Source organism: Leptothoe kymatousa TAU-MAC 1615 (genome assembly GCF_018739865.1).
Classification (GTDB): domain Bacteria; phylum Cyanobacteriota; class Cyanobacteriia; order Phormidesmidales; family Phormidesmidaceae; genus Leptothoe; species Leptothoe kymatousa.
Genome location: NZ_JADOER010000004.1, coordinates 152,086 through 171,375, shown reverse-complemented (window position 1 = coordinate 171,375; position 19,290 = coordinate 152,086). Strand labels below are relative to the sequence as shown.

20 protein-coding genes and 3 tRNA genes are annotated in these 19,290 nt (G+C 49.8%); 13 read left to right on the top strand and 10 right to left on the bottom strand.

Annotation, left to right across the window (positions count from 1 at the left end; genetic code table 11):
- Nucleotides 1-110: 110 nt before the first annotated feature.
- Nucleotides 111-1,994, bottom strand: coding sequence for a hypothetical protein (locus IXB28_RS03305; RefSeq protein ID WP_215617119.1), 1,884 nt, complete (start codon nt 1,992-1,994; stop codon nt 111-113).
- 523 nt (nt 1,995-2,517) lie between these two features.
- Between IXB28_RS03305 and IXB28_RS03300 the strand changes: the two genes are divergently transcribed.
- The 4 genes from IXB28_RS03300 to coaBC all read left to right on the top strand — a co-directional run bounded on the left by IXB28_RS03300 (nt 2,518) and on the right by coaBC (nt 5,636).
- Nucleotides 2,518-3,270 carry a PEP-CTERM sorting domain-containing protein gene (locus tag IXB28_RS03300; RefSeq protein ID WP_215617118.1) on the top strand — a complete coding sequence of 251 codons (753 nt, stop codon included), beginning with the start codon at nt 2,518-2,520 and terminating at the stop codon, nt 3,268-3,270.
- Nucleotides 3,271-3,469: 199 nt separating this feature from the next.
- Nucleotides 3,470-4,114 (top strand): alpha/beta hydrolase, encoded by a 645-nt coding sequence (locus tag IXB28_RS03295; protein ID WP_215617117.1) that lies wholly within the window; start codon nt 3,470-3,472, stop codon nt 4,112-4,114.
- An 83-nt stretch (nt 4,115-4,197) separates the two neighbouring features.
- The gene (isiD, locus tag IXB28_RS03290; protein WP_215617116.1) at nt 4,198-4,416 is read left to right on the top strand and encodes a protein IsiD; all 219 of its coding nucleotides are present in this window, start codon (nt 4,198-4,200) and stop codon (nt 4,414-4,416) included.
- The gene (gene coaBC, locus IXB28_RS03285) at nt 4,416-5,636 is read left to right on the top strand and encodes a bifunctional phosphopantothenoylcysteine decarboxylase/phosphopantothenate--cysteine ligase CoaBC (RefSeq protein WP_215617115.1); all 1,221 of its coding nucleotides are present in this window, start codon (nt 4,416-4,418) and stop codon (nt 5,634-5,636) included. Before isiD ends, coaBC begins: the two co-directional genes overlap by 1 nt.
- A gap of 71 nt (nt 5,637-5,707) precedes the next feature.
- On the opposite strand, the gene IXB28_RS03280 is transcribed toward coaBC, so the two are convergent.
- A complete protein-coding gene (locus IXB28_RS03280) occupies nt 5,708-6,448 on the bottom strand; it encodes a Tic22 family protein (RefSeq protein WP_215617114.1) in 741 nt (246 codons plus the stop codon).
- Between the two features lie 313 nt (nt 6,449-6,761).
- Nucleotides 6,762-6,835 (bottom strand) — tRNA-Pro (locus IXB28_RS03275).
- Between the two features lie 101 nt (nt 6,836-6,936).
- On the opposite strand from IXB28_RS03275, the gene IXB28_RS03270 reads away from it, so the two are divergent.
- Entirely contained in the window at nt 6,937-7,359 is a 423-nt protein-coding gene (locus IXB28_RS03270) for a DUF4332 domain-containing protein (RefSeq protein WP_215617113.1), read from the top strand.
- A 13-nt stretch (nt 7,360-7,372) separates the two neighbouring features.
- On the opposite strand, the gene IXB28_RS03265 is transcribed toward IXB28_RS03270, so the two are convergent.
- The gene (locus IXB28_RS03265; RefSeq protein ID WP_215617112.1) at nt 7,373-7,894 is read right to left on the bottom strand and encodes a GNAT family N-acetyltransferase; all 522 of its coding nucleotides are present in this window, start codon (nt 7,892-7,894) and stop codon (nt 7,373-7,375) included.
- A 454-nt stretch (nt 7,895-8,348) separates the two neighbouring features.
- Between IXB28_RS03265 and IXB28_RS03260 the strand changes: the two genes are divergently transcribed.
- Both IXB28_RS03260 and IXB28_RS03255 read left to right on the top strand, forming a co-directional pair.
- Complete coding sequence (locus IXB28_RS03260) at nt 8,349-9,074, top strand: hypothetical protein (protein WP_215617111.1); 726 nt, start codon at nt 8,349-8,351, stop codon at nt 9,072-9,074.
- A gap of 103 nt (nt 9,075-9,177) precedes the next feature.
- Entirely contained in the window at nt 9,178-10,053 is an 876-nt protein-coding gene (locus IXB28_RS03255; protein WP_215617110.1) for an alpha/beta fold hydrolase, read from the top strand.
- On the opposite strand, the gene tsaD is transcribed toward IXB28_RS03255, so the two are convergent.
- Nucleotides 10,032-11,087, bottom strand: a complete 1,056-nt coding sequence (gene tsaD / locus IXB28_RS03250; RefSeq protein WP_215617109.1) for a tRNA (adenosine(37)-N6)-threonylcarbamoyltransferase complex transferase subunit TsaD — start codon at nt 11,085-11,087, stop codon at nt 10,032-10,034. The genes IXB28_RS03255 and tsaD overlap by 22 nt on opposite strands.
- Nucleotides 11,088-11,368: 281 nt before the next feature.
- On the opposite strand from tsaD, the gene IXB28_RS03245 reads away from it, so the two are divergent.
- Both IXB28_RS03245 and psaJ read left to right on the top strand, forming a co-directional pair.
- Nucleotides 11,369-11,869 (top strand): Photosystem I reaction center subunit III, encoded by a 501-nt coding sequence (locus tag IXB28_RS03245; RefSeq protein ID WP_215617108.1) that lies wholly within the window; start codon nt 11,369-11,371, stop codon nt 11,867-11,869.
- 103 nt (nt 11,870-11,972) lie between these two features.
- Nucleotides 11,973-12,086 carry a photosystem I reaction center subunit IX gene (gene psaJ / locus IXB28_RS03240; RefSeq protein WP_215606971.1) on the top strand — a complete coding sequence of 38 codons (114 nt, stop codon included), beginning with the start codon at nt 11,973-11,975 and terminating at the stop codon, nt 12,084-12,086.
- Between the two features lie 137 nt (nt 12,087-12,223).
- Here the strand turns inward: psaJ and IXB28_RS03235 are convergent, their stop codons facing one another.
- Genes IXB28_RS03235 through lpdA form a run of 3 tightly spaced genes read right to left on the bottom strand, consistent with a single transcriptional unit; the run spans nt 12,224 to nt 14,829 of the window.
- A complete protein-coding gene (locus IXB28_RS03235; RefSeq protein WP_215617107.1) occupies nt 12,224-12,460 on the bottom strand; it encodes a DUF5340 domain-containing protein in 237 nt (78 codons plus the stop codon).
- A 57-nt stretch (nt 12,461-12,517) separates the two neighbouring features.
- A complete protein-coding gene (gene trpC, locus IXB28_RS03230) occupies nt 12,518-13,399 on the bottom strand; it encodes an indole-3-glycerol phosphate synthase TrpC (RefSeq protein ID WP_215617106.1) in 882 nt (293 codons plus the stop codon).
- Entirely contained in the window at nt 13,396-14,829 is a 1,434-nt protein-coding gene (gene lpdA, locus IXB28_RS03225; protein WP_215617902.1) for a dihydrolipoyl dehydrogenase, read from the bottom strand. Before lpdA ends, trpC begins: the two co-directional genes overlap by 4 nt.
- 387 nt (nt 14,830-15,216) lie before the next feature.
- Between lpdA and IXB28_RS03220 the strand changes: the two genes are divergently transcribed.
- Nucleotides 15,217-15,423, top strand: a complete 207-nt coding sequence (locus tag IXB28_RS03220; protein ID WP_215617105.1) for a hypothetical protein — start codon at nt 15,217-15,219, stop codon at nt 15,421-15,423.
- Here the strand turns inward: IXB28_RS03220 and IXB28_RS03215 are convergent.
- Both IXB28_RS03215 and IXB28_RS03210 read right to left on the bottom strand, forming a co-directional pair.
- Entirely contained in the window at nt 15,420-16,208 is a 789-nt protein-coding gene (locus IXB28_RS03215; RefSeq protein WP_215617104.1) for a TrmH family RNA methyltransferase, read from the bottom strand. The two genes, IXB28_RS03220 and IXB28_RS03215, sit on opposite strands and share 4 nt — an antisense overlap.
- 285 nt (nt 16,209-16,493) lie before the next feature.
- Nucleotides 16,494-16,577 (bottom strand) — tRNA-Leu (locus tag IXB28_RS03210).
- A 262-nt stretch (nt 16,578-16,839) separates the two neighbouring features.
- Between IXB28_RS03210 and murA the strand changes: the two genes are divergently transcribed.
- The 3 genes from murA (at nt 16,840) to IXB28_RS03195 (ending at nt 19,180) form a co-directional block, all read left to right on the top strand.
- A complete protein-coding gene (murA, locus tag IXB28_RS03205; protein ID WP_215617103.1) occupies nt 16,840-18,213 on the top strand; it encodes a UDP-N-acetylglucosamine 1-carboxyvinyltransferase in 1,374 nt (457 codons plus the stop codon).
- Between the two features lie 42 nt (nt 18,214-18,255).
- On the top strand, nt 18,256-19,119 hold the full coding sequence (locus IXB28_RS03200; RefSeq protein WP_215617102.1) for a M48 family metallopeptidase: 864 nt from the start codon (nt 18,256-18,258) through the stop codon (nt 19,117-19,119).
- A tRNA-Leu gene (locus IXB28_RS03195) sits at nt 19,098-19,180 on the top strand. The genes IXB28_RS03200 and IXB28_RS03195 overlap by 22 nt, the downstream gene beginning before the upstream one ends.
- The last annotated feature ends 110 nt before the right edge of the window (nt 19,181-19,290 follow it).

Here is a 19,290-nt window from a genome sequence, read left to right as displayed (position 1 = left end):
ATCCTGGCTAATGAAAAACCTTTGGAATTTATAGCCATCCAAGCGGACTGCAATAGCAAAGACCTGCAGGTGTTCTGACATTAGCCCCAGGTCTTCACTACTGTTAGCCCCTATCTGCGCCCCCGCCTTTGACCAGGGCGACGACCACCTTCATCATTACTCCCACCGTGGGGACGTGAATTCCCTGGATCGCAGCCCTCTGGCCCATTGCCAATGCCCTGATTACAGTTACGACGACGACGGCGACCACGCTGACCACGTTCACGCTCTTCCCATCCGGTGTTATCAATAACAGGTGCTTCCACCCTACAAACAGGGCCAGCAATGGTACCTAAAACAACATCTGGACCTTTGGCGGCTACGTCAATCGTGCCCAGAGAAACTTCGCCTTGGATCGTGATGCTAAAGATACCGGTTGAAAATCCAGCGCCCGTTTCCCACTTGATGCCATATAGCCCCGCATTGGGATCTGGACTAACTAGCTCAGCCCTAGGTGTATAGCGATTAACCCTGGCACAAGCAGGTAGGGATAAAACCCAATTGCTAAGATCCTGTGCCCTCGCTAGCTCTTCTACACGATACTTCCATACAGATACGCCCCCTTGATAAATCACATCAATTAAGGAAATCTTGAATCCATTGGAAAGGGTTACTACCTCTGAAGAGGTCGTTGCAGCAATCGTGGATGAACGAATAATATCGGTGGTGGTAGTGGTCACAATAGAGGTGTAGCGTTGCTGATAAACAAAGCTTTCTCTAATATCACGGCCACCGCTAGCTAAGTCATAGCGAATACTAGCTATACAGTTAATTTCCACGTCCTCCAAACGCAGGTTGTCTCCCAGCTCTGCTCGCAGTTCTTCCTCTAAACGGCCAATGGAGATGACCTCCGATTGCAGAATGTATTTGCCACTAGCAGCCTCAATCAGACGCGCCCCCTGATTGGTATGAATTTCTTGCCAACGACCACCACGGATTCTGGCATATACCTGATACACCACATTTGCGTAGGTAGTTTGAGGCTTGTTTAGGACTTCTAGCTGCAGCACTAGGTTACGACCTTGCTGACTGCGGCTGGTTTGACGAGCGACATGCAAAACTGAGTCCCAAACACTTGCTCGGCTAATTTGGGTTTGTCGTTGTGACGTCCGGTGAGACGAACGGGTGACTTCATTATCAACTCGGGTATTTGAGCGATGGCGACGACGACGATCGTCATCCCAGTCATCATCGTCATCCCAATCATCGTCATCCCAATCATCGTCATCCCAGTCATCGTCATCATCGTCATCCCAGTCATCGTCATCATCCGATCCACGGCTTGCATGACTACTAGATGTTTGGCGAGACGATACTGTCTCAATAGATGATGAGGTTCGGCCAGATGTGACAGTACTGGATGTGGATGCCAGAACTACGGATGTTGTCGTAGTTGCAACGATTTCGCTATAGCTCTGGCTGTAGGTGAACCGTTCACGCAAATCACGACCTCCACCCACTAAGTCATAGCGAATGCTGACTACGCAATCTAGCTCTACATCTTCAATGCGTACATCTTCACCTAGTTCATTACGAATTTCTTCTTCTAAATCAGTAATGGAAATTACTTCTGATTCCAGAATGAACTTACCGCTTTCCCCCGGCATTAACCGTGCACCGCGGTTGGTATGAATTTCTTGCCAATCCCTAGCGCCACGAGTACGAGCAAACACTTGATAAACCGCATTGGCATAGGTAGTTTGAGGTTTATTTAACACCTCTAGCTGGAGTATCAAGTTGCGACTCCGTTGGTTACGCTCCACTAAACGCGCCACATGTAGCACGGAGTTCCAGCCATTAGCTTGACTTAGCTGAGGCGGTGACATGGATGACTGCGGGGTAGTGGACAGAACACTGCCATAACTGGATAGTTGCAGAGTTTGCCAAACCAATGGCATTAGGGCGACGGAGAGGGCAGCTTTCAATAACACAATGCGGGAAAAGGGATACTGCATAGCTTTTCGCAATGAAATTTGGCAGCTAAGTAAAGCCACCAGAGGGCAACCATAGCTTCAGATACAGACACCTTTATAGATTTGTAGACTATCAATGAAATTTATGTGGCTACTGAAGTGAGTAACTGACCAACCTCTATGGTGATGTGGGGTATGGTGTCCAGTTTTATTGCTTTCAAATTTTGCTAATAATCTGAGGTCAAGGTTATTAGCAAAATTCCATGGGCGTCACCTAGCACCTGAACGCATGATTTCGGCATATAGACGTAGACACCACATTCAACTACTTAGCTGTCAGTATAAAGAGAGCATCTTTACAAGGTTTAGCTCCGTAATTAAACGCACTTTTAGCCACTCTTAGGGTCACCAAAAGACTTATTTCAAGTACATTACATCGGCCATGATCCTGATTTTTTGGGATGACCGATGCATGTATCAATAGATACCTTGAGTCAGATGGAGAAACATCGCATTAGGTGATGTGGTGTTTCCCACCTGAACAAGCGTCTAGGAAATAGCAAATATGTCCAGACAGTCTCTAATATCAAGAGCATCCATAGCCTTTGGCATAGGGCTTAGTGCGGGTTTAATCAATATCTTGCCAGCCCAAGCATTTACCTATAGGTTTGGTGCCGCAAGTACATCTTCAAACGCAACAGCTACAGGTGCCGCAGCTAAAATTGAGTTTGATTTCGAAGATGTTGGCAATAATCAAATCCAAATTGATTTACAAATCAAAAATACAACTGGTGAGGACATCTTTGGCGATGGTGCAACTACCTCTAAGTTGACGGGCGTTGCCTTCGACATGTTTGAGGGCTTCGATTTGGTATCCCACAGTCTTGGCAATCAGCTTGATACTCTGCTGACAGAAGTCGCGTTTAAGCCTTTCAGTAACAGTCTTGGTGATTTTGATTTTGCCCTAGCTGACAATAAAAATTTCGAAGGGGGTAATGCGAATGAGGCCTTAGCTGAAGGTCTTACGGATAGTATTTCTTTGGTTTATTCCGGCCTCAATGGTGAATCGATCGATGCCTTTAGAAACCGATTTGAAACAGCCTTTGACTCTGAAGAGTTAAAGATCGCAGCTCGTTTCCAGCAGGTGGATGAAAATGCGAGTGATAAGTTGTTAGGCGGTGAAGTTGAAGTCCAAGAAGTCCCCGAACCCCATAATTTATTGGGATTAGGATTAATGACGACAGGGCTGCTGTTGCTAGGTAAACGAAAGTTTCAGCCCATGCCCAAGGCTGTCATCGCCATGCATTCTGCCGGTTAAATACGGGCTCAAGCCTGAGGTGCGAGATTTCACTCAAATTTTCATGTTCATCTGAGTTTCACGGAGTTTGCTAATTCACATTGGCAAACTCTTTTTTTGTTGATGCGTGTCATGGACTCGCTATTTTGTAGGCAACCGTGAACGGGCTAAGACTACGGTAAAATCCGTAGCGATCGCACCCACTTAATTTTTGCCAACCATGCCACTTCATGTCCTGTCTGCCGGTGACCCCACCGGAAAACATTTGCTAGTTTTGCTCCATGGCTGGGGTGCAAATGCCCAGGATGTAGCTGGCATCGCCCCCTACATGCAGCTAGACAATTACCAGCTGCTCTTTCCCGATGCGCCCCACCCCCACCAAGTCGCCGGGGGCATGGCCGCGCCAGGGGGCAAAATGTGGTACGCGCTACCTGCAATTTTTGACTTTGATCAACCCTTCAACCACCAAGCAGATCTACAAGAGAGCCGTCAGCTATTGCTGGACTGGCTTAAGGATTTACCCAACACCACCGGCATTCCCTTAGAAAAAACCATTCTCGGCGGGTTTTCCCAAGGTGGCGCCATGGCCTTAGACGTCGGCATGGAACTGCCCCTAGCCGGCATGCTGATTCTCAGCGGCTATAGTCACGGACCGATCGCCACACCGATCACCCCCCGGCCCGTTCTATTGGTCCATGGTCGTCAAGACCCCGTTGTCCCCATTAATCAAGCCCACAAAAATAAATCCGCCCTAGGGGAGTTGTCACTAGATGTTGACTATCACGAATTCATGATGGGCCATGAAATCAGCCTGCAGGTACTAGAAGCAGCCCAACATTTCTGCGCGCACGTTTATACAAACTAGGTGAACATTTCAGACGAACATGGGGACACTGCCAACGACACCACCTACACTGGAAGCATCGCCCAGCCCAAGGAGCCAGCATCATGGTTTCAAGTACAAGCAACGTTTCTGATAAGCCAATTTCTGACATCACCCAAGAAGATGTAGACCAGCTAGCTCAACGTCTAGAACAGGACGAATACGCCAATGCCTTCGCCGGCTTACAGGACTGGCATCGGCTGCGGTCGGTGGCGTTTCAGCGTCCAGAGCTTGTCGGTAAATATCTACACTTGCTGGACGTAGAAACATACGACGAAGCTTAATGAAGCCATCATCGCCCAGGGCCAACGTTCTGGTCGGTGTTAGCGGTGGCATAGCGTCCTATAAAGTTTGCGAAGTCGTATCTACCCTGGCGAAAGCAGGGACAGCGGTGCGTGTCATTTTGACGTCCTCGGCAACTGAGTTTGTGTCGGCGTTGACCTTTGCCACCCTTTCACGCCATACAGCCCATACAGATGAGCAGTTTTGGTCTGCCCACCAGCCGAGGCCGCTCCACATTGAGCTGGCTGAATGGGCAGATATTTTTTTAATTGCCCCCCTAACAGCAAATACATTGGCCAAGCTTACCCATGGCATGGCCGATAATTTGCTGACCAATACGGTCCTGGCATCCACATGCCCAGTGTTGTTAGCCCCGGCCATGAATACGGACATGTGGCTACAGCAATCTGTGCAGAGAAACTGGGCCCAGGTGTTAACCGACGAACGATACCACGGGGTAGGTCCAGGGGCAGGGCGCTTAGCCTGCGATCGCATCGGCACCGGACGCATGGCAGAACCCCACACCCTCCTGGCGGCCCTGGAATCCCTACGACATACCCACCAAAGGGATCTCCAAGGCAAACAAATCCTAATCAGCACCGGCAGCACCCAAGAATACATGGACAGTGTGCGCTACATCGGCAATCCATCCACTGGCCGCATGGGTATCGGCCTAGCCACCGCCGCTATTCACCGGGGCGCAAAAGTTGCATTAGTCCATGGCCCCATGGAACCCAACCTCAAACAAACCATTCCCGATGCAGTCCACGCCACCGAGGTGGTCAGTGCCGCCGACATGGAAGCGGCCCTCATGGCCCAGATGCATGGTGCCGACTGGATTATTATGGCCGCCGCCGTTGCCGACATGCGGCCACAACAACAGGTCACCGGCAAATTACCCAAAGCCGATCTACCCAATCCCCTTCCCCTAGAACCCGTTACCGATATTGCAGCGAAACTATCCGCTAACAAAAGAGCCGACCAAACCCTAGTTGGGTTCGCGGCTCAAACCGGCAATATTCTCGAACCCGCCCTAGACAAACTCCAACGCAAATGCCTAGATGCCATTGTGGCTAATCCAGTAGACCAGCCAGAAAGTGGTTTTGGCAGTGACAAAAACCACGGCATCTTTCTCAACAAACAAGGCACCCATGTGGAACTAGCGGCTAGCTCAAAACTATTGATGGCCCATAAAATTTACGACTTACTACGCCAGCTATAGCCATGCATCCCAAACCCACCTCCATGGGCTCAGAATGCATCATTCATCCATACATTGGAGCTGGGGTCTAACTATTCCAGATTCAAGCCTTGAATATGATTAATCACCTCTGAATCTGGCAAAAAGCGAATGCGCTCAAACGCTTCATCATCGCTACTCAACACATTCCCCGAGAGCGCGGCCAAGGAAACAACGCCAACCGTCACCTGCGTCAAATCAGGATTAGACTGTTGCACTGAATTCAAAACGCTATCTGCATCCTGCTTGGAGAAAAACATAGAAAACATGGACTCACCATTGTCGCCCCCCAAGGACAATGGCAAATAATTACCAGAGCCATCCTGCAATGCAAATAACGGCACTAATGATGATGCGGTATTACCACCAAAATTACTATCTAGGGCACGGGCCGCCGCTAGATCATCTTCTTGAGGAATAAAAATAAGCTTGAGAGGCACGTCCCGCTCTTCCTGGGCCAAACGATGCACCGTGGCCAAATCGATCACACCCACGGCACCCCCTTGATTAAATTGAGGTTCCTCTTGACGCACTTGGTCAACAAAGGTCAAAACATCAGCTTCATTAAAGAAAACCCTCAGCAACGAAACATTGCCCTCACCATCGTTAGGCAAATCGACCACTGAAGTCACATAATCACCCGAGGCATCAGCAACCACAAAAACGGGAACGGCTGAAAATTTTTCCAATAATTCATTTTCCGACAGTGCAACGGCTTGGGGGGTAGCCACTGCCACAGACAATAACCCGCCACCTAATAGACCGCAGAGTAGTCGATTTAACATTGATTTCATATCTACCTCCTGACGGGGTCAAATTTTAAAATACCCACAATTATCATCTAACACAGCTCCATTTGACTGAAAATCAATAGAGCCATTTACAAAATTGACCACTTTATTAACCAATCAAAAAGTTATCCACTCAGGCTCAAAAATATGAGCGTGCATAGCATTAGGTTTCAGCAAGTGCCGTTGCTGAAACCTAATCGATAGCTAGCATCTAGCTCCATCAGCATGATGCCAATGAAGCCACTCCAAAGAGCAGATACTAAAGCAATACACCAAACTTTGGCGCATCCCCTAAACTAACGTCGTATCTGTAGAATCGGGATGACAGGATTCGAACCTGCGACATCCTGCTCCCAAAGCAGGCGCGCTACCAAGCTGCGCTACATCCCGTAGTCAAAGCAGACTAGACTGCTTTCCAGGAGCTCTAGTCTAACAGGTTAATGACATAAATTCACTATACCTCCCTTTGCCCCATGGGTTTTTAACCATTCATGCCAAAATCATCTGTCCGATTACAAAACTGGGCGATTGAGCAATTGCCTGGTATTTCTAACGAATATCAGCACCAGCTCAAAACGCTTAACATCTCCACCACCCTCGACTTACTCAAAGCCACCCGCAATCCAGCGGAACGTTTGCACCTGGCTCAGCAGCTAAATTCCCACATTCAATACATCAACAAATGGACGGCTCTGGCTAAACTCGCGTCTATTCCCAGCGTCGGCTGCCAATACTGTGGCCTGCTGCTGCATGCCGGCATTAGCTCACCTCAGCAACTTGCGATCGCAACCGTGGCTCAGCTCCATGGCCAATTAAAGCGGCTACAAATTAAACTGATGCAAAGAGCCGACCTAAGCCCAGATACGACTCAAGTTTCCCAATGGATTATTGAAGCTAAGCAGCTGTGCAGTTAACGCACACCAACCCCTAATCTGGATACCAAAACATGCCCTTGATACCTTCGGGATCTGGCATAAAACCAAGGTTTTTATAAAAATTCACCACGTGGGGATCAGCAAACAAGGTGACGTTGCTGATATCTTCACTCCGGAGCTTTTTAATCAGCTGCTGCATCAAAGCTTTGCCCAACCCCCTGCCCTGAAAACTGGGATGCACAACAACATCCCAAATGGTGGCATTGAAAGCGTGATCAGAGGTGGCCCGAGAAAAACCAATCAGACGTTTACGAGCCCCCTGCTCTTCCCACATGGTGACTACCAAAAAGCTATGCTGAATCGCTTTCTTGACCTTACGTAGGGGACGTCGCGACCAGCCAACAGCATCACAAAGTTCTTCAAGCTCATACAAATCGATATTACGATCCGTACTAAACACAATACGAGCCGACTGATCAGCTGCCGCAGTGTTTATTGCATAATCATCAGAAACAGCTTGCGTGGGCACTGATGAAGCCTCGGTGGGACTAAATAAGCTTTTCCAGAAACCCATGCATACAAAACAGTTGGAAGTATAAACTCTGTCCTAACTTTAGCAGTATAGGTCTATCCTTTCCTAGGATGGTAAAAACATTGATTTAGAATCAATCAACATTAGATGACAAATCGATAAACTTGCAGCCAAATAAGTACAACTTGCAGGCCACTGTAAGCGTCAATAAGATTGGGGTCGCCGGTTTTTACCGTAGCTTTATGCCTGATCTGTTCAAGTGTGCGTCAGGCCTAACGATTGCGACAGCCCCTAAATAAGCAACGGCGTATGTTTTCGGCAAACGACTGGGCATGATGTTCCTTAGCAAACATGACAGGCCATTTCAGGGCATATTAATGCCAGATATTGGGAGCATATGTATCAGTGCTCAGATGGATAATGCATGTATTTAGGCTGAACCATGCCCATCACCAAGCTAGCTCCCACGTACAACATGTACAGTTTCTGAACATCTATGGCAGCCGGATTAAAGACAGCAACAGTGGAATTGCTTAAACGCTTCAATCGAGCGTTCCCCCAGTTTTATGAGCAATTTGTTAGCAGTGAAATCCAGTTACAAAACTTACGGCTTGCCTATCAGCTTTACAAGACCAAAAAGGCTGTCATTGAAATCAAACCGGAGGGCAATCGCAGCGCCCTCCATTTTGCATACCGCAATCAGTCTTTTTTGCTCAGCGATATTTTTGGTGTTTTGGCAGCCTATGGCCTAACGATTCATAGCCTTAGTCTCTACGGGCAAATCAATCCCCCCATGTTGGTGTTTGTCAAACTAGTTGTTTCCCGTGGGGGCAAAGCCCTCAGCGAAAAAACCGCAGACAATACTTGCAGGGCCATTCGTGAAGCCTTAGCCGGACGCTACGAAGTAGAAGAAATGCTCAGCGTTGAATTTAATCTCAACGCTGGCCTAGAAAAGGTGGAAACCGAATTTTATGTCGATCCTGTTTTCCACCTGCCCGCCTTGTTGATCGAAGCCGACAACCAACCCGGCCTGTTTTACAAAGTCATGTACGCCATTTGGCAAGAAGATTTACTCGTGGTGAATGCTAACCTATTGGTATGGCGAGGGCGCACCCGATTAATCTTGTATCTGCTAGGTCCCAATGAAAGTTTGATTCCAGAATATTTGGGTCACAAAATTGCAGATGGCATGCGAGAGCGTTTGTTGGGTGGGCTTTACTGATTCCTTATTTCCCTGTGGGTTTTGCTGTTTTGCCATATTGGGCAACACATAAGTTCGGTGGGACTGATTCACGTTTCGATGTCGTTGCACGCGTATTGACACCATGGTGGTGACACCTATCTTCGGAGTGCCCCATGCTTATGATTTCACTCCCGACCTATTTTCCAACAGATCCAAACATCGTTCGGTCTTAGTCTGCATCCATGGATGGCTACTGAGCCGTACCTACTGGCACCCTCTAATGGAGCGCCTACCGCCAGACATTGGCTGCTTAGCTTACGATTTGCGCGGCTTCGGAGATTCGACCCAAGGTCTATCGGCACGCACCGATGGCCATTACGACGCCACCTATGGATTAATGGCCTATGCCCAGGACCTGAATGCGCTACTCGAAAGCTTAGAGCTGGATAACGTATGGCTGATGGGACACTCCCTAGGGGGCAGCATTGCCCTGTGGGCCGCCCACTTATTTCCAGAGCGCATAAAAGGCGTGATCTGCGTTAACGCCGGGGGTGGCATTTACATCCGTAACGCTTTTGAAAAGTTTCGAACCGCTGGTCAACAAATGTTGGGCTGGCGACCCCTGTGGCTCCAAAATCTTCCACTACTACCGTGGGTATTTGCCAATATCATGGTGCGCCAACGGTTGAGCTATAGCTGGGGCCGTCAGCGCCTGATAGATTTTTTACGGGCTGACCCAGAAGCAGCGGCCCAATCGCTCCTAGAATCGACCACCGAACACGAAGTTCATCAACTGCCAAAGATTGTGGCCCAGCTGCCCCAGCCCGTATATTTTGTCACTGGGGAACAGGATATGGTTATGGAGCCTCGCTATGTCAGGCACTTAGCAAGTTTCCATCGTTTTTTCCAACAGGGAAAACAGGCGGTAGTTGCCTTGGAAAGCTGTGGACACTTTGCCATGCTCGAGCAACCACAAGCGTTGGAAAACCAAATACGTCATTGGCTGTTGGACGATTGATACAGTTGCGAGATGGACCCTAGGGGCAGGCGTGAAAAAACACCCAGGTCTAACTTGGAGCGGTGGCCCTGGTCAAAATGGGCTTCGGCCGCGCAAGCAATCATAGCTGCATTGTCAGTGCAGAATTTTAGGGCTGGCACATGGACGGTAATGCCCTGCTCAGCAGCCAGGGATGTTAATGATTGACGTAGGTGACTATTGGCCGCCACGCCACCGCCCAAAACGATTGTTGATAGCTGCTGATCTTGGGCACAGCGCAGGGCTCGCTTTGTCAGTGCCCGCACAACAGCGTGCTGAAAGCTGGCGGCGATATCGGCCACAGGCAATGGATCGCCTGTGGCCTGCAACCGCTCTATCAACCTTAGAACCGCTGTTTTCAAACCACTAAAGCTGGCATCGTAGGGATGAAACCCTCCTTCTGGCAAGGAAATATTTCCTTCTGGCAACCTAAAGGCGTTGGGATTGCCTTGTTGGGCCAGGCGATCGATCACGGGGCCACCTGGATAGCCTAAATTTAGTAACCGAGCGACCTTATCAAAGGCCTCGCCCGCTGCGTCATCCCGCGTCTTGCCCAGCAACTGATACTGGCCACAGCTATCGACCCGAATTAAGCTGGTGTGCCCCCCAGACACGAGCAGGCAAAGGAACGGCGGCGTTAACCCAGGCTGGTCGAGATAGGATGCGTAGATATGGCCCTCTAGGTGGTGCACACCTAAAAACGGTTTTTGATGCACCATCGACAGCGTTTTACCAACGCTCATGCCGACCAATAGGGCACCCACCAAACCTGGCGCACAGGTGGTTGCGATCGCATCAATTTCTTCCCAGGACCGCTGAGCTTGTGCCAACGCAGCCCCCACCGTATCCCCCACCGTCAACAAATGTTCACGGGAAGCCAACTCCGGCACAACGCCACCGTAGCGACGATGCAGCTCGATTTGAGACGCAACCACACTACTGAGGACCTGGCGCTGGTGCACCACGGCAGCAGCAGTTTCATCGCAGCTAGTTTCAATCGCTAAAATTGTCGCCATTCGTCAATTGTGTCAGCATGTAAAGTCTTGTGAGCAATTCCCCTGACAGGGTTTGGCGGAAGGGTATGATCCCTGAGAGTTAAATAGATCCTTAATTTAGTTCACTGTTGGCTTAGTTTTTAGGAATTCCTTTGAAACTATTGCAATAGTTACATCAGGCCACTGCTTGGGCACGTATCATGATTGTCTCCATGATTAAATCAGCTTTACAGTTGGTCATCTAAGTTAAGAGATTGTCTGATTTTATTTTTGTCTTTTGTAAAATACAAAGGAAACACTCTATGCGACGGTTGTTTGCTCTGGCTCTAGTTATTTGCCTTTGGTGTGGCTTCACAGCACCCGCTTCCGCCAGTCTTGCTGGAGATAACGTAGCTGGTCTGACCCCCTGTGGCGAATCTGCCGCGTTCCAACAGCGTGCGTCTGCAGCCACCACAGATGCAGCTAAGGCACGTTTCGATTTTTATGCAAATTCCACCCTCCTCTGTGGTGAAGATGGCCTACCCCACATCGTGGTAGATGGCGATCTTGCTCACTTGGGTGAGTTTGTGATTCCTGGCATTCTATTCCTCTACATTGCTGGTTGGATTGGTTGGGCTGGCCGTTCTTACCTGATTGAATCTCGCTCTGCTAAGAAGCCTGAGGAAATGGAAATCATCATTGATACTGGCTTGGCTATCAAGTCTTCCTTGGCTGGTGCAGCTTGGCCTTTGGCTGCCTTCAAAGACATGGCATCCGGTGCAATGTTTGCTAAGGACGATGAGATTACTGTTTCGCCTCGCTAAAGTCATGGTACTGAATGTGTTTTAACAGTCTCTTTCCCGAGAACATTAGCTCACATTCAGTATTCAAGCTTTTTTTGACGCTCTTATTCAGGACGAAATTATCATGATGAAATATCTGTCGACAGCGCCTGTTGTAGCTGCAATCTGGATGACTATCACTGCTGGCATCTTGATTGAGTTCAACCGGTTTTTCCCCGATCTGCTGCTACATCCTTAGTAGTTGAAACCTATTAAGTTTGGCAAGCCGCTCATCTTGCACAATAAAAAAGGAAATGGCTCACTTGATTCGAATCAAGTGAGCCATTTCCTTTTTTGCTACCTATGCCTAACCGCTAAATCTAACGATAAAAATAGCTAGGCACCCGGTTTTTCGTTTAATGACCAGTGATACTCCACCGCAAGATCTGCAACTCTACAGCTTTCCTCTAGCTGCTTCTGCTGAGACATTGCCTTGCGCAACGTAATAATCAGCTCTTGTAGTTTCTCTTTTTGCGGTGAGTGAGTATAGACAGCAGCTGCGGTCTCACGTTCTAAAAGCCGTAGCAGTAACTCGTAATGAATATGAGAGGGCAGAGGGATCGGACGATTCATAATCAATAGATCGATTGGTAAACCAGAAACTAATGGCCAATAGCTACGCTAAAACATCTAGGCCATGAGTTGACCAATAGCATTACCGGGATCAGGCTGACGCATAAGGGACTCGCCGACCAAAATAGCCTTAGCCCCAGCTTGGGCTACATAGGCTACATCACTCGATTGATGAATACCAGATTCACTCACAAACAAAATTTCATTTGCCCGTGGGTGACTCGATGCCTGCGCTAGAAGTTGATGTGTGGTCTCTAAACTCACTGAAAAATCTTCCAGGTTGCGATTGTTCACACCAATGACCTGCACCTGCTCAAGGTTAAGCACGCGATCTAGTTCTTCAGCCGTATGAACTTCCACCAGGGCAGTCATCCCCAAGGCCTTAGCAATTCGAGTGAAATATCCCAGATCTTTGTCCGATAGAATCGCTGCAATCAGCAGGATGGCATCGGCCCCGTGGATTCTAGCTTGATAAATCTGGTAGGGATATATGATGAATTCCTTACATAAAAGCGGCAGTTTCACACTCTGGCGCACCTGGGCCAGATAGTCCAAGCTGCCTTGAAAGAATTCTTTGTCGGTGAGCACAGAGAGACAGGAGGCGCCACCGTTTTCATAGGAAGTTGAGATCGCAACCGGATCAAAGTCCTCTCGAATCACCCCCTTACTCGGGGACGCCTTCTTCACTTCAGCAATCACCGCCGGAGACGTTTTACCATCCCGTAAGGCTGTGGCAAAATCCAACGCCGGAGGAGCCGTCAACACCTGACGCTGTAGCTCAGCCAGGGGAGTTCTCTCCCGCAGCCGCTGAATTTCCACTTCCTTATGCCAAACAATTTTTTCTAGGATGTTGCGGGGTTCACTATCGGGCACCTTTACCTGATAGCGCAGGGTATCCACCGCTACGGTCGGATTTGGAGAACGCCGTCTGATTTTCATGCGGTCACCTCAGCACGCTTAAAGGCTTCATCTAGAACCTCAGAGAGGGTGGGGTGCGTGTGCACAATAAAGGACAGCTCCTTAACGGTTTGCCCCTGGGCAATGGCATTCGCCGCTTCCTGAATCAGATCCGCCGCATGGATACCAATAATGTGGGTACCCAAAATTTCCCCCGTATCCTTGCGGTAAATCACCTTAGCCAAACCATCGGACTCATTTTCTGCCAGCGCTTTAGAGTTGGCCTTAAAGTAGCTGCGCACGGTGCCAATTTTGAATCCCTCGGCCTCGGCTAGCTCCTTAGCCGCAGGCTCTGTCAGCCCCACAAAGCTCACCTCAGGGTGGGTAAATGCGGCCGCAGGAATACTGCGATAGTGCACAGTGCGATCGTGCTGCAAAATATTTTCCACTGCCACCACCCCTTGGGCAGACGCCGCATGGGCCAACATCATCTTGCCAGTGGCATCGCCAATAGCCCACAGGTTAGCCACGGGCTCACCATCCCGCAGCACTTCCATGCGGTCATTCACCGGAATAAAGCCCCGACGGTCAGTTTCAATGGCCAAGCTTTCCAGCCCCATATTTTTCGTCGCCGGAATCCGGCCAGTCGCCACTAAGCAAGCATCGACTTCCAGCACATCTACGGTTTCTTTTGTTTTAAGATCCGCAAGCTCAATCGTCACCGGAGACCCAGGCGTTACCGTCTTAGCAATCACCCCCGTATGGGTCTCAATATCCCGCGGATCGATGAGGACACGTTTCGCAATTTTGGCAATGTCAGGATCAAAGGTGGGCATCAGTTTCGGCAATGCCTCAATCATGCTGACCTCACAGCCCAACGCCGTGTATACATCAGAAAATTCTAAGCCAATGTAGCCACTCCCGATAATGGCCACCCATTGGGGCAACCAATCAAGCTTAATGGCTTCATCACTGGTGAAGACGGTTTTGCCATCGGTTTCGATGCCGGGGGGCACAAAGGGCACCGAACCGGGGGACAACATAATGTCCTTCGCAGTGTACGTCTTCTCACCGTCGGCATTCGTCACCGTCACCTTTTGGGTGCCCGCCAGCTTACCCCAGCCACGAATGGTGTCCACCCCAAGACGGGTCAGACTATTGGTCAAGTTGCCTTTGAGGGTACTCACCAAGTTGCCCGCATGGTCGGCAATGGCCGCGCGATCAAACTGCACATCTCCCACCTGAATCCCAAAGGACTGCAGGTGATGCTTATCCCGCAGTTCCCGCACTCGCCCCGAAGCCGCAAGCAAGGCCTTCGATGGAATACATCCTCGATTGACACAGGTGCCTCCCATGTCAGCCGCTTCAATAATGGCGGTTTTTAAGCCACATTTCACAGCATGTAATGCTGCCCCATGTCCACCGACACCGGCACCCACAATGATTAGGTCGTAATCAAAGGATGAACTCACAACAATCTCCTGTTTCAGCACATTAGCGACGCCCTTGACCACTGCTCTCCTACCGATTGCCTGGAACAGATAACGAAGTGGGTAAACTAGGGGCAAAATCCATTCTCGACTAGATTGTGGAAATTAGACAACTCGATATTTGGCAATTCATAGCCAAATATCAATTTTTGGGTCTGTGATTCCCCTGTGTAGATAGATATATTCGTTGTTGAGCAAGGTCCCCCAAGGAACGCTCTGGGCAAAACTCAAAGTAATTTTTACGTTTTTTCTAAATTTGGAACATCCTGGCTAGAGTTCGATTCACAACTCCCATAGAAAAAGCCCCATGCTGCTCCCCTGCTAACCTACCCGTTGGCGGGCATGTGGGGCTGACTAGCAGGCAAGCGTATGGATAAACGTCAGCTAAAACAATCGGCCGTAACCGATTTTATGCAATCCCTAGAACAACTCAACGAGCTTTTAGGCGATGACATAGAGAGCGAAGCATTGGAAGAGGAGGCAACTGCCCCTGCCTTCGGTGGGGCGAACCCCCATGGCGCAATCAAGCCAAAGCCCCAACAGCCGCAATCGCCACAGGAACCTGAGACGCCTTAGGATCCATGGCGCTGGCGCTGGGCCTCGTACAGCAAAATAGCCGTTGAAATCGCCACATTTAACGATTCCACCCCAGCCGCTAGGGATATTTTCACCCGGTGAGTGGCGAGGTCCATGATCGGCTCCGATAATCCAGCGCCTTCGTTACCCATTAAAAAAATGGTGGGTGGGCGCAAATCTAAATCCCAATAGTCGAGGGAGGCCGTAGGTGTCGTTGCCACCAATTGCACGTCCAATGAGCCCAGGGTTTCAAAACTTGGCAGGGCCTCTGTGGGCAACCGAAACCACTGTCCCGCCGTTGCCCGCAGCACTTTAGGATGATCCACATCGACACTATCTGTCGTAAGCCAGAGACGATCGCAGGCCGCTGCCGCTGCCGTTCGAATCACGGTGCCCAAGTTGCCAGGGTCCTGCAATCGTTCTAGGGCCACCCCTAGGGAAATGGGTCGATCGGGAGGACTGAAATCTCGGCGCTTTGCGATCGCAGCGACACCATCCGGACTAACGGTGGTACACATACTATCCAAAACGTCAGGGGTCACCAGCCGAATATCCCCAGCCAGCGGCTCTAATTGCGTCAATAAGCCCCCGTGGTTCAGACACCAGGCCTCCGTCATAGCCACCTGCACAAGCCCATAGCCAACGGCACAGGCTTCTTGCAAAAGATGGGTGCCCTCAAGCAAGAACATGGCCTGACGTCGCCGCTCCTTAGCCTGGTGTAGCTTGCGAAATTGTCGAGCGACAGGGTTTTTGGTGCTAGTAATGACGACCGATTGCTCTAACATCCAAAATCTCGAAAAACCTTAACGTGTGATGCCGCCCACGGCTGGTGCCGCCCACGGCTGATGACGCCCACAGCTGGGCCGCTACATAGGCGAATTAAACCGAGTCCAACCAACCAATTAGCCGTCAACCTAGGCCATCCACATCAAGCACTAATGACAGACTCAAAACTGATAAGAAAAACTGAATACAGTTTTTGCTATGGGACCCATCCAAAACCGATTCTATAGCGACGTATTTCAGACATCCGAACAAAAAGCTAAGACGTCGGGCCATGGCCTAAAAGATGCGGAACCCGGGACTTGAACCCGGAAGTCCTTGCGAACACTAGAACCTGAATCTAGCGCGTCTACCAATTCCGCCAGTTCCGCTGAAGGTCGCTGGTGCGACTGTCGATTCAGAATTGTCTTCTAATCAGCAGCTTTAGTCAATCCCTATTTTGAGAAAACCAGCTCCGCTTTTTTGCACCAACCTTTAAATTGCGCCAAATAACGTTAGTCCCAATCCATAAAAGGGTATTAATATGACTTAACAAATTAGAAGATTCAGGTAGAATCATCACCAATGTTTGCAAAAAAGGCACACGTGGCTTTTTTGTGTTCTGGTTTGGCTGAACCTTGTTATTAAAAAAAGTTGGAGGATAAAATCATCAACACCTCACTTCAGGCTGATAAATGCTCCTCCAGCGAGTCTTCACCGGTCATCGAAATTTGGGGGAAGCAACCCCTAAGTGGCCACATTCCCGTTAGTGGCGCAAAAAACTCCGCTTTAGTGGTGATGGCGGGAACAATTCTTTGCTCTCAAGATTGTCGAATTCGCAACATTCCTAACCTTGTGGACATTGGCCGCATGGCAGATGTGCTCACAGCATTGGGGGTAAAGGTCACCCACAGCGGCGATACCCTCGACGTTGATGCCAGTTCCATCAGCCACTCCCGGGCTCCCTACGAAATTGTCAGCAAGCTGCGGGCTAGTTTCTTCGTCATTGGTCCTCTGTTGGCACGCTTAGGCGTTGCCCGGATTCCACTGCCAGGGGGCTGTGCCATTGGGGCCCGTCCGGTAGCACTGCACATCAAAGGATTACAAGCCCTGGGCGCACAGGTTCACATGGACCATGGCATTGTCCATGCCTATGTCCCCGGCAGTCGCGGTCGCCTCAAAGGTGGCAAAATCTATCTAGACTATCCCAGTGTCGGAGCCACCGAAACATTAATGATGGCCGCCACCCTGGCCGAAGGTGAAACCGTCATTGAAAATGCAGCCCAAGAACCTGAAGTTTTAGATCTGGCCAACTTCTGTCGAGCCATGGGTGCCCGCATTCGTGGCGCTGGCACTAACACCATTACCATTGCCGGAGTATCGAGTCTGCACTCTACCGACTACGGCATCATTCCTGACCGGGTCGAGGCCGGTACCTTTATGCTGGCAGGGGCCATTACTCAATCCCCCATTAGCCTATCGCCGATCATTCCAGAGCATCTAACGCCGGTTATTGCCAAGCTAGCGGCCGCTGGCACTACGGTTGAAATGGAAGGCCACAGACGAGCTCGGATTGTGCCTGGCAAGAAAATTTTGCCCATTGAAATTGAGACCCGTCCCCATCCAGGGTTTCCAACGGATATGCAGGCTCAATTCATGGCGCTCACCACCCTGGCAGAGGGCAATAGTGTGATTACAGAAACTGTTTTCGAAAACCGACTACAGCATGTGGCCGAGTTTAATCGCATGGGTGCTGATATTCGCTTAAATGGCAATATGGCGGTTATTCGAGGTGTACCCCAGCTATCGGGCGCACCTGTGACCGGCACCGACCTCAGGGCTGCTGCGGCTTTGCTAGTGGCGGGGTTAGCGGCTGAGGGTAAAACCACCCTGCATGGCCTGCATCACCTCGATCGAGGGTATGAAAATATCGAGGCTAAACTATCAGCGATTGGGGCCAAATTGCGCCGGGTAGAAGGGTCTGCTCCGACAACCGACGTAGCGTCCCCTCAGTCGGTCGCCGTATAGATCGCTACACTAGTAGCAATGTAAGTGTTGGGGAGGCGGACCGTGGAACAACAGTCTATTTTGACAGGACTACGGGCTAATCATTTCCGTCATCCCCTAGACCTGAGGGCGACTGAATCCCTGAAGCAATTACCTGGCTTCGATTTAGCAATTCGCACCCTGCTGAGGCCTACGGCAGAACAGTTTTTTTATTTAGAAAATATTGCCACCAGCGTCTTGGTGGGCCCGGCTCAGCTGCCCCATATTTACCAACTATTGGTGGACGCCTGTCAGGTACTAGACATTGAACAACCGCAGCTATACGTTAAGCAAAATCCGGTTCCCAATGCCTACACCTTTGCCATGCGTGGCAAACAGCCGTTTATTGTGGTCCATACATCCCTGATTGAGCTGCTGAATGATCGGGAGCTACAGGCCGTTATCGGCCATGAACTGGGCCACTTAAAGTGTGACCACGGTGTATACCTAACATTGGCTAATTTACTGGCCCTTGCGGCCAGTCAGCTGCCGTTGGGGCCGGTGGTAACCCAAAATTTGCAAAGTCAGATTTTGAAGTGGGTGCGTTGTGCTGAATTTACCTGCGATCGCGCGGCCCTCTTAGTTAGTCAAAACTCCCGAACGGTTGCCTCAGTATTGATGAAACTGGCCGGAGGCTCTCCCAACTTGTCAGCTCAGCTCAATCTGGATGCCTTTTTAGAGCAGGCAAATGCCTACGAAAATTTAAGCCAAGATCAGCTCGGGGCCCTGCTAAAAGAAATGCGTACCCAAGAATTAACGCATCCCGTGCCGGTGTTAAGGGCCAAAGAAATTACACAATGGCATGGCAGCCAAGATTATCAAAAGTTATTACAAACGCGCAGTATCCACTATAATGGTGAGACAACGGGCGGATGGCGAAATTGGTAGACGCACCACACTCAAAATGTGGCGGCCTTTGGTCATGCGAGTTCGAGTCTCGCTCTGCCCATTAATTTAATTAAGTACAGCTTTGTTCCATACGAAAAGCTATTTTATGGGGTTGATTAAACAATAGGAGTTTCCCTGCCGATGCCTTGGAGATGGGCATTGCCAGGAGGT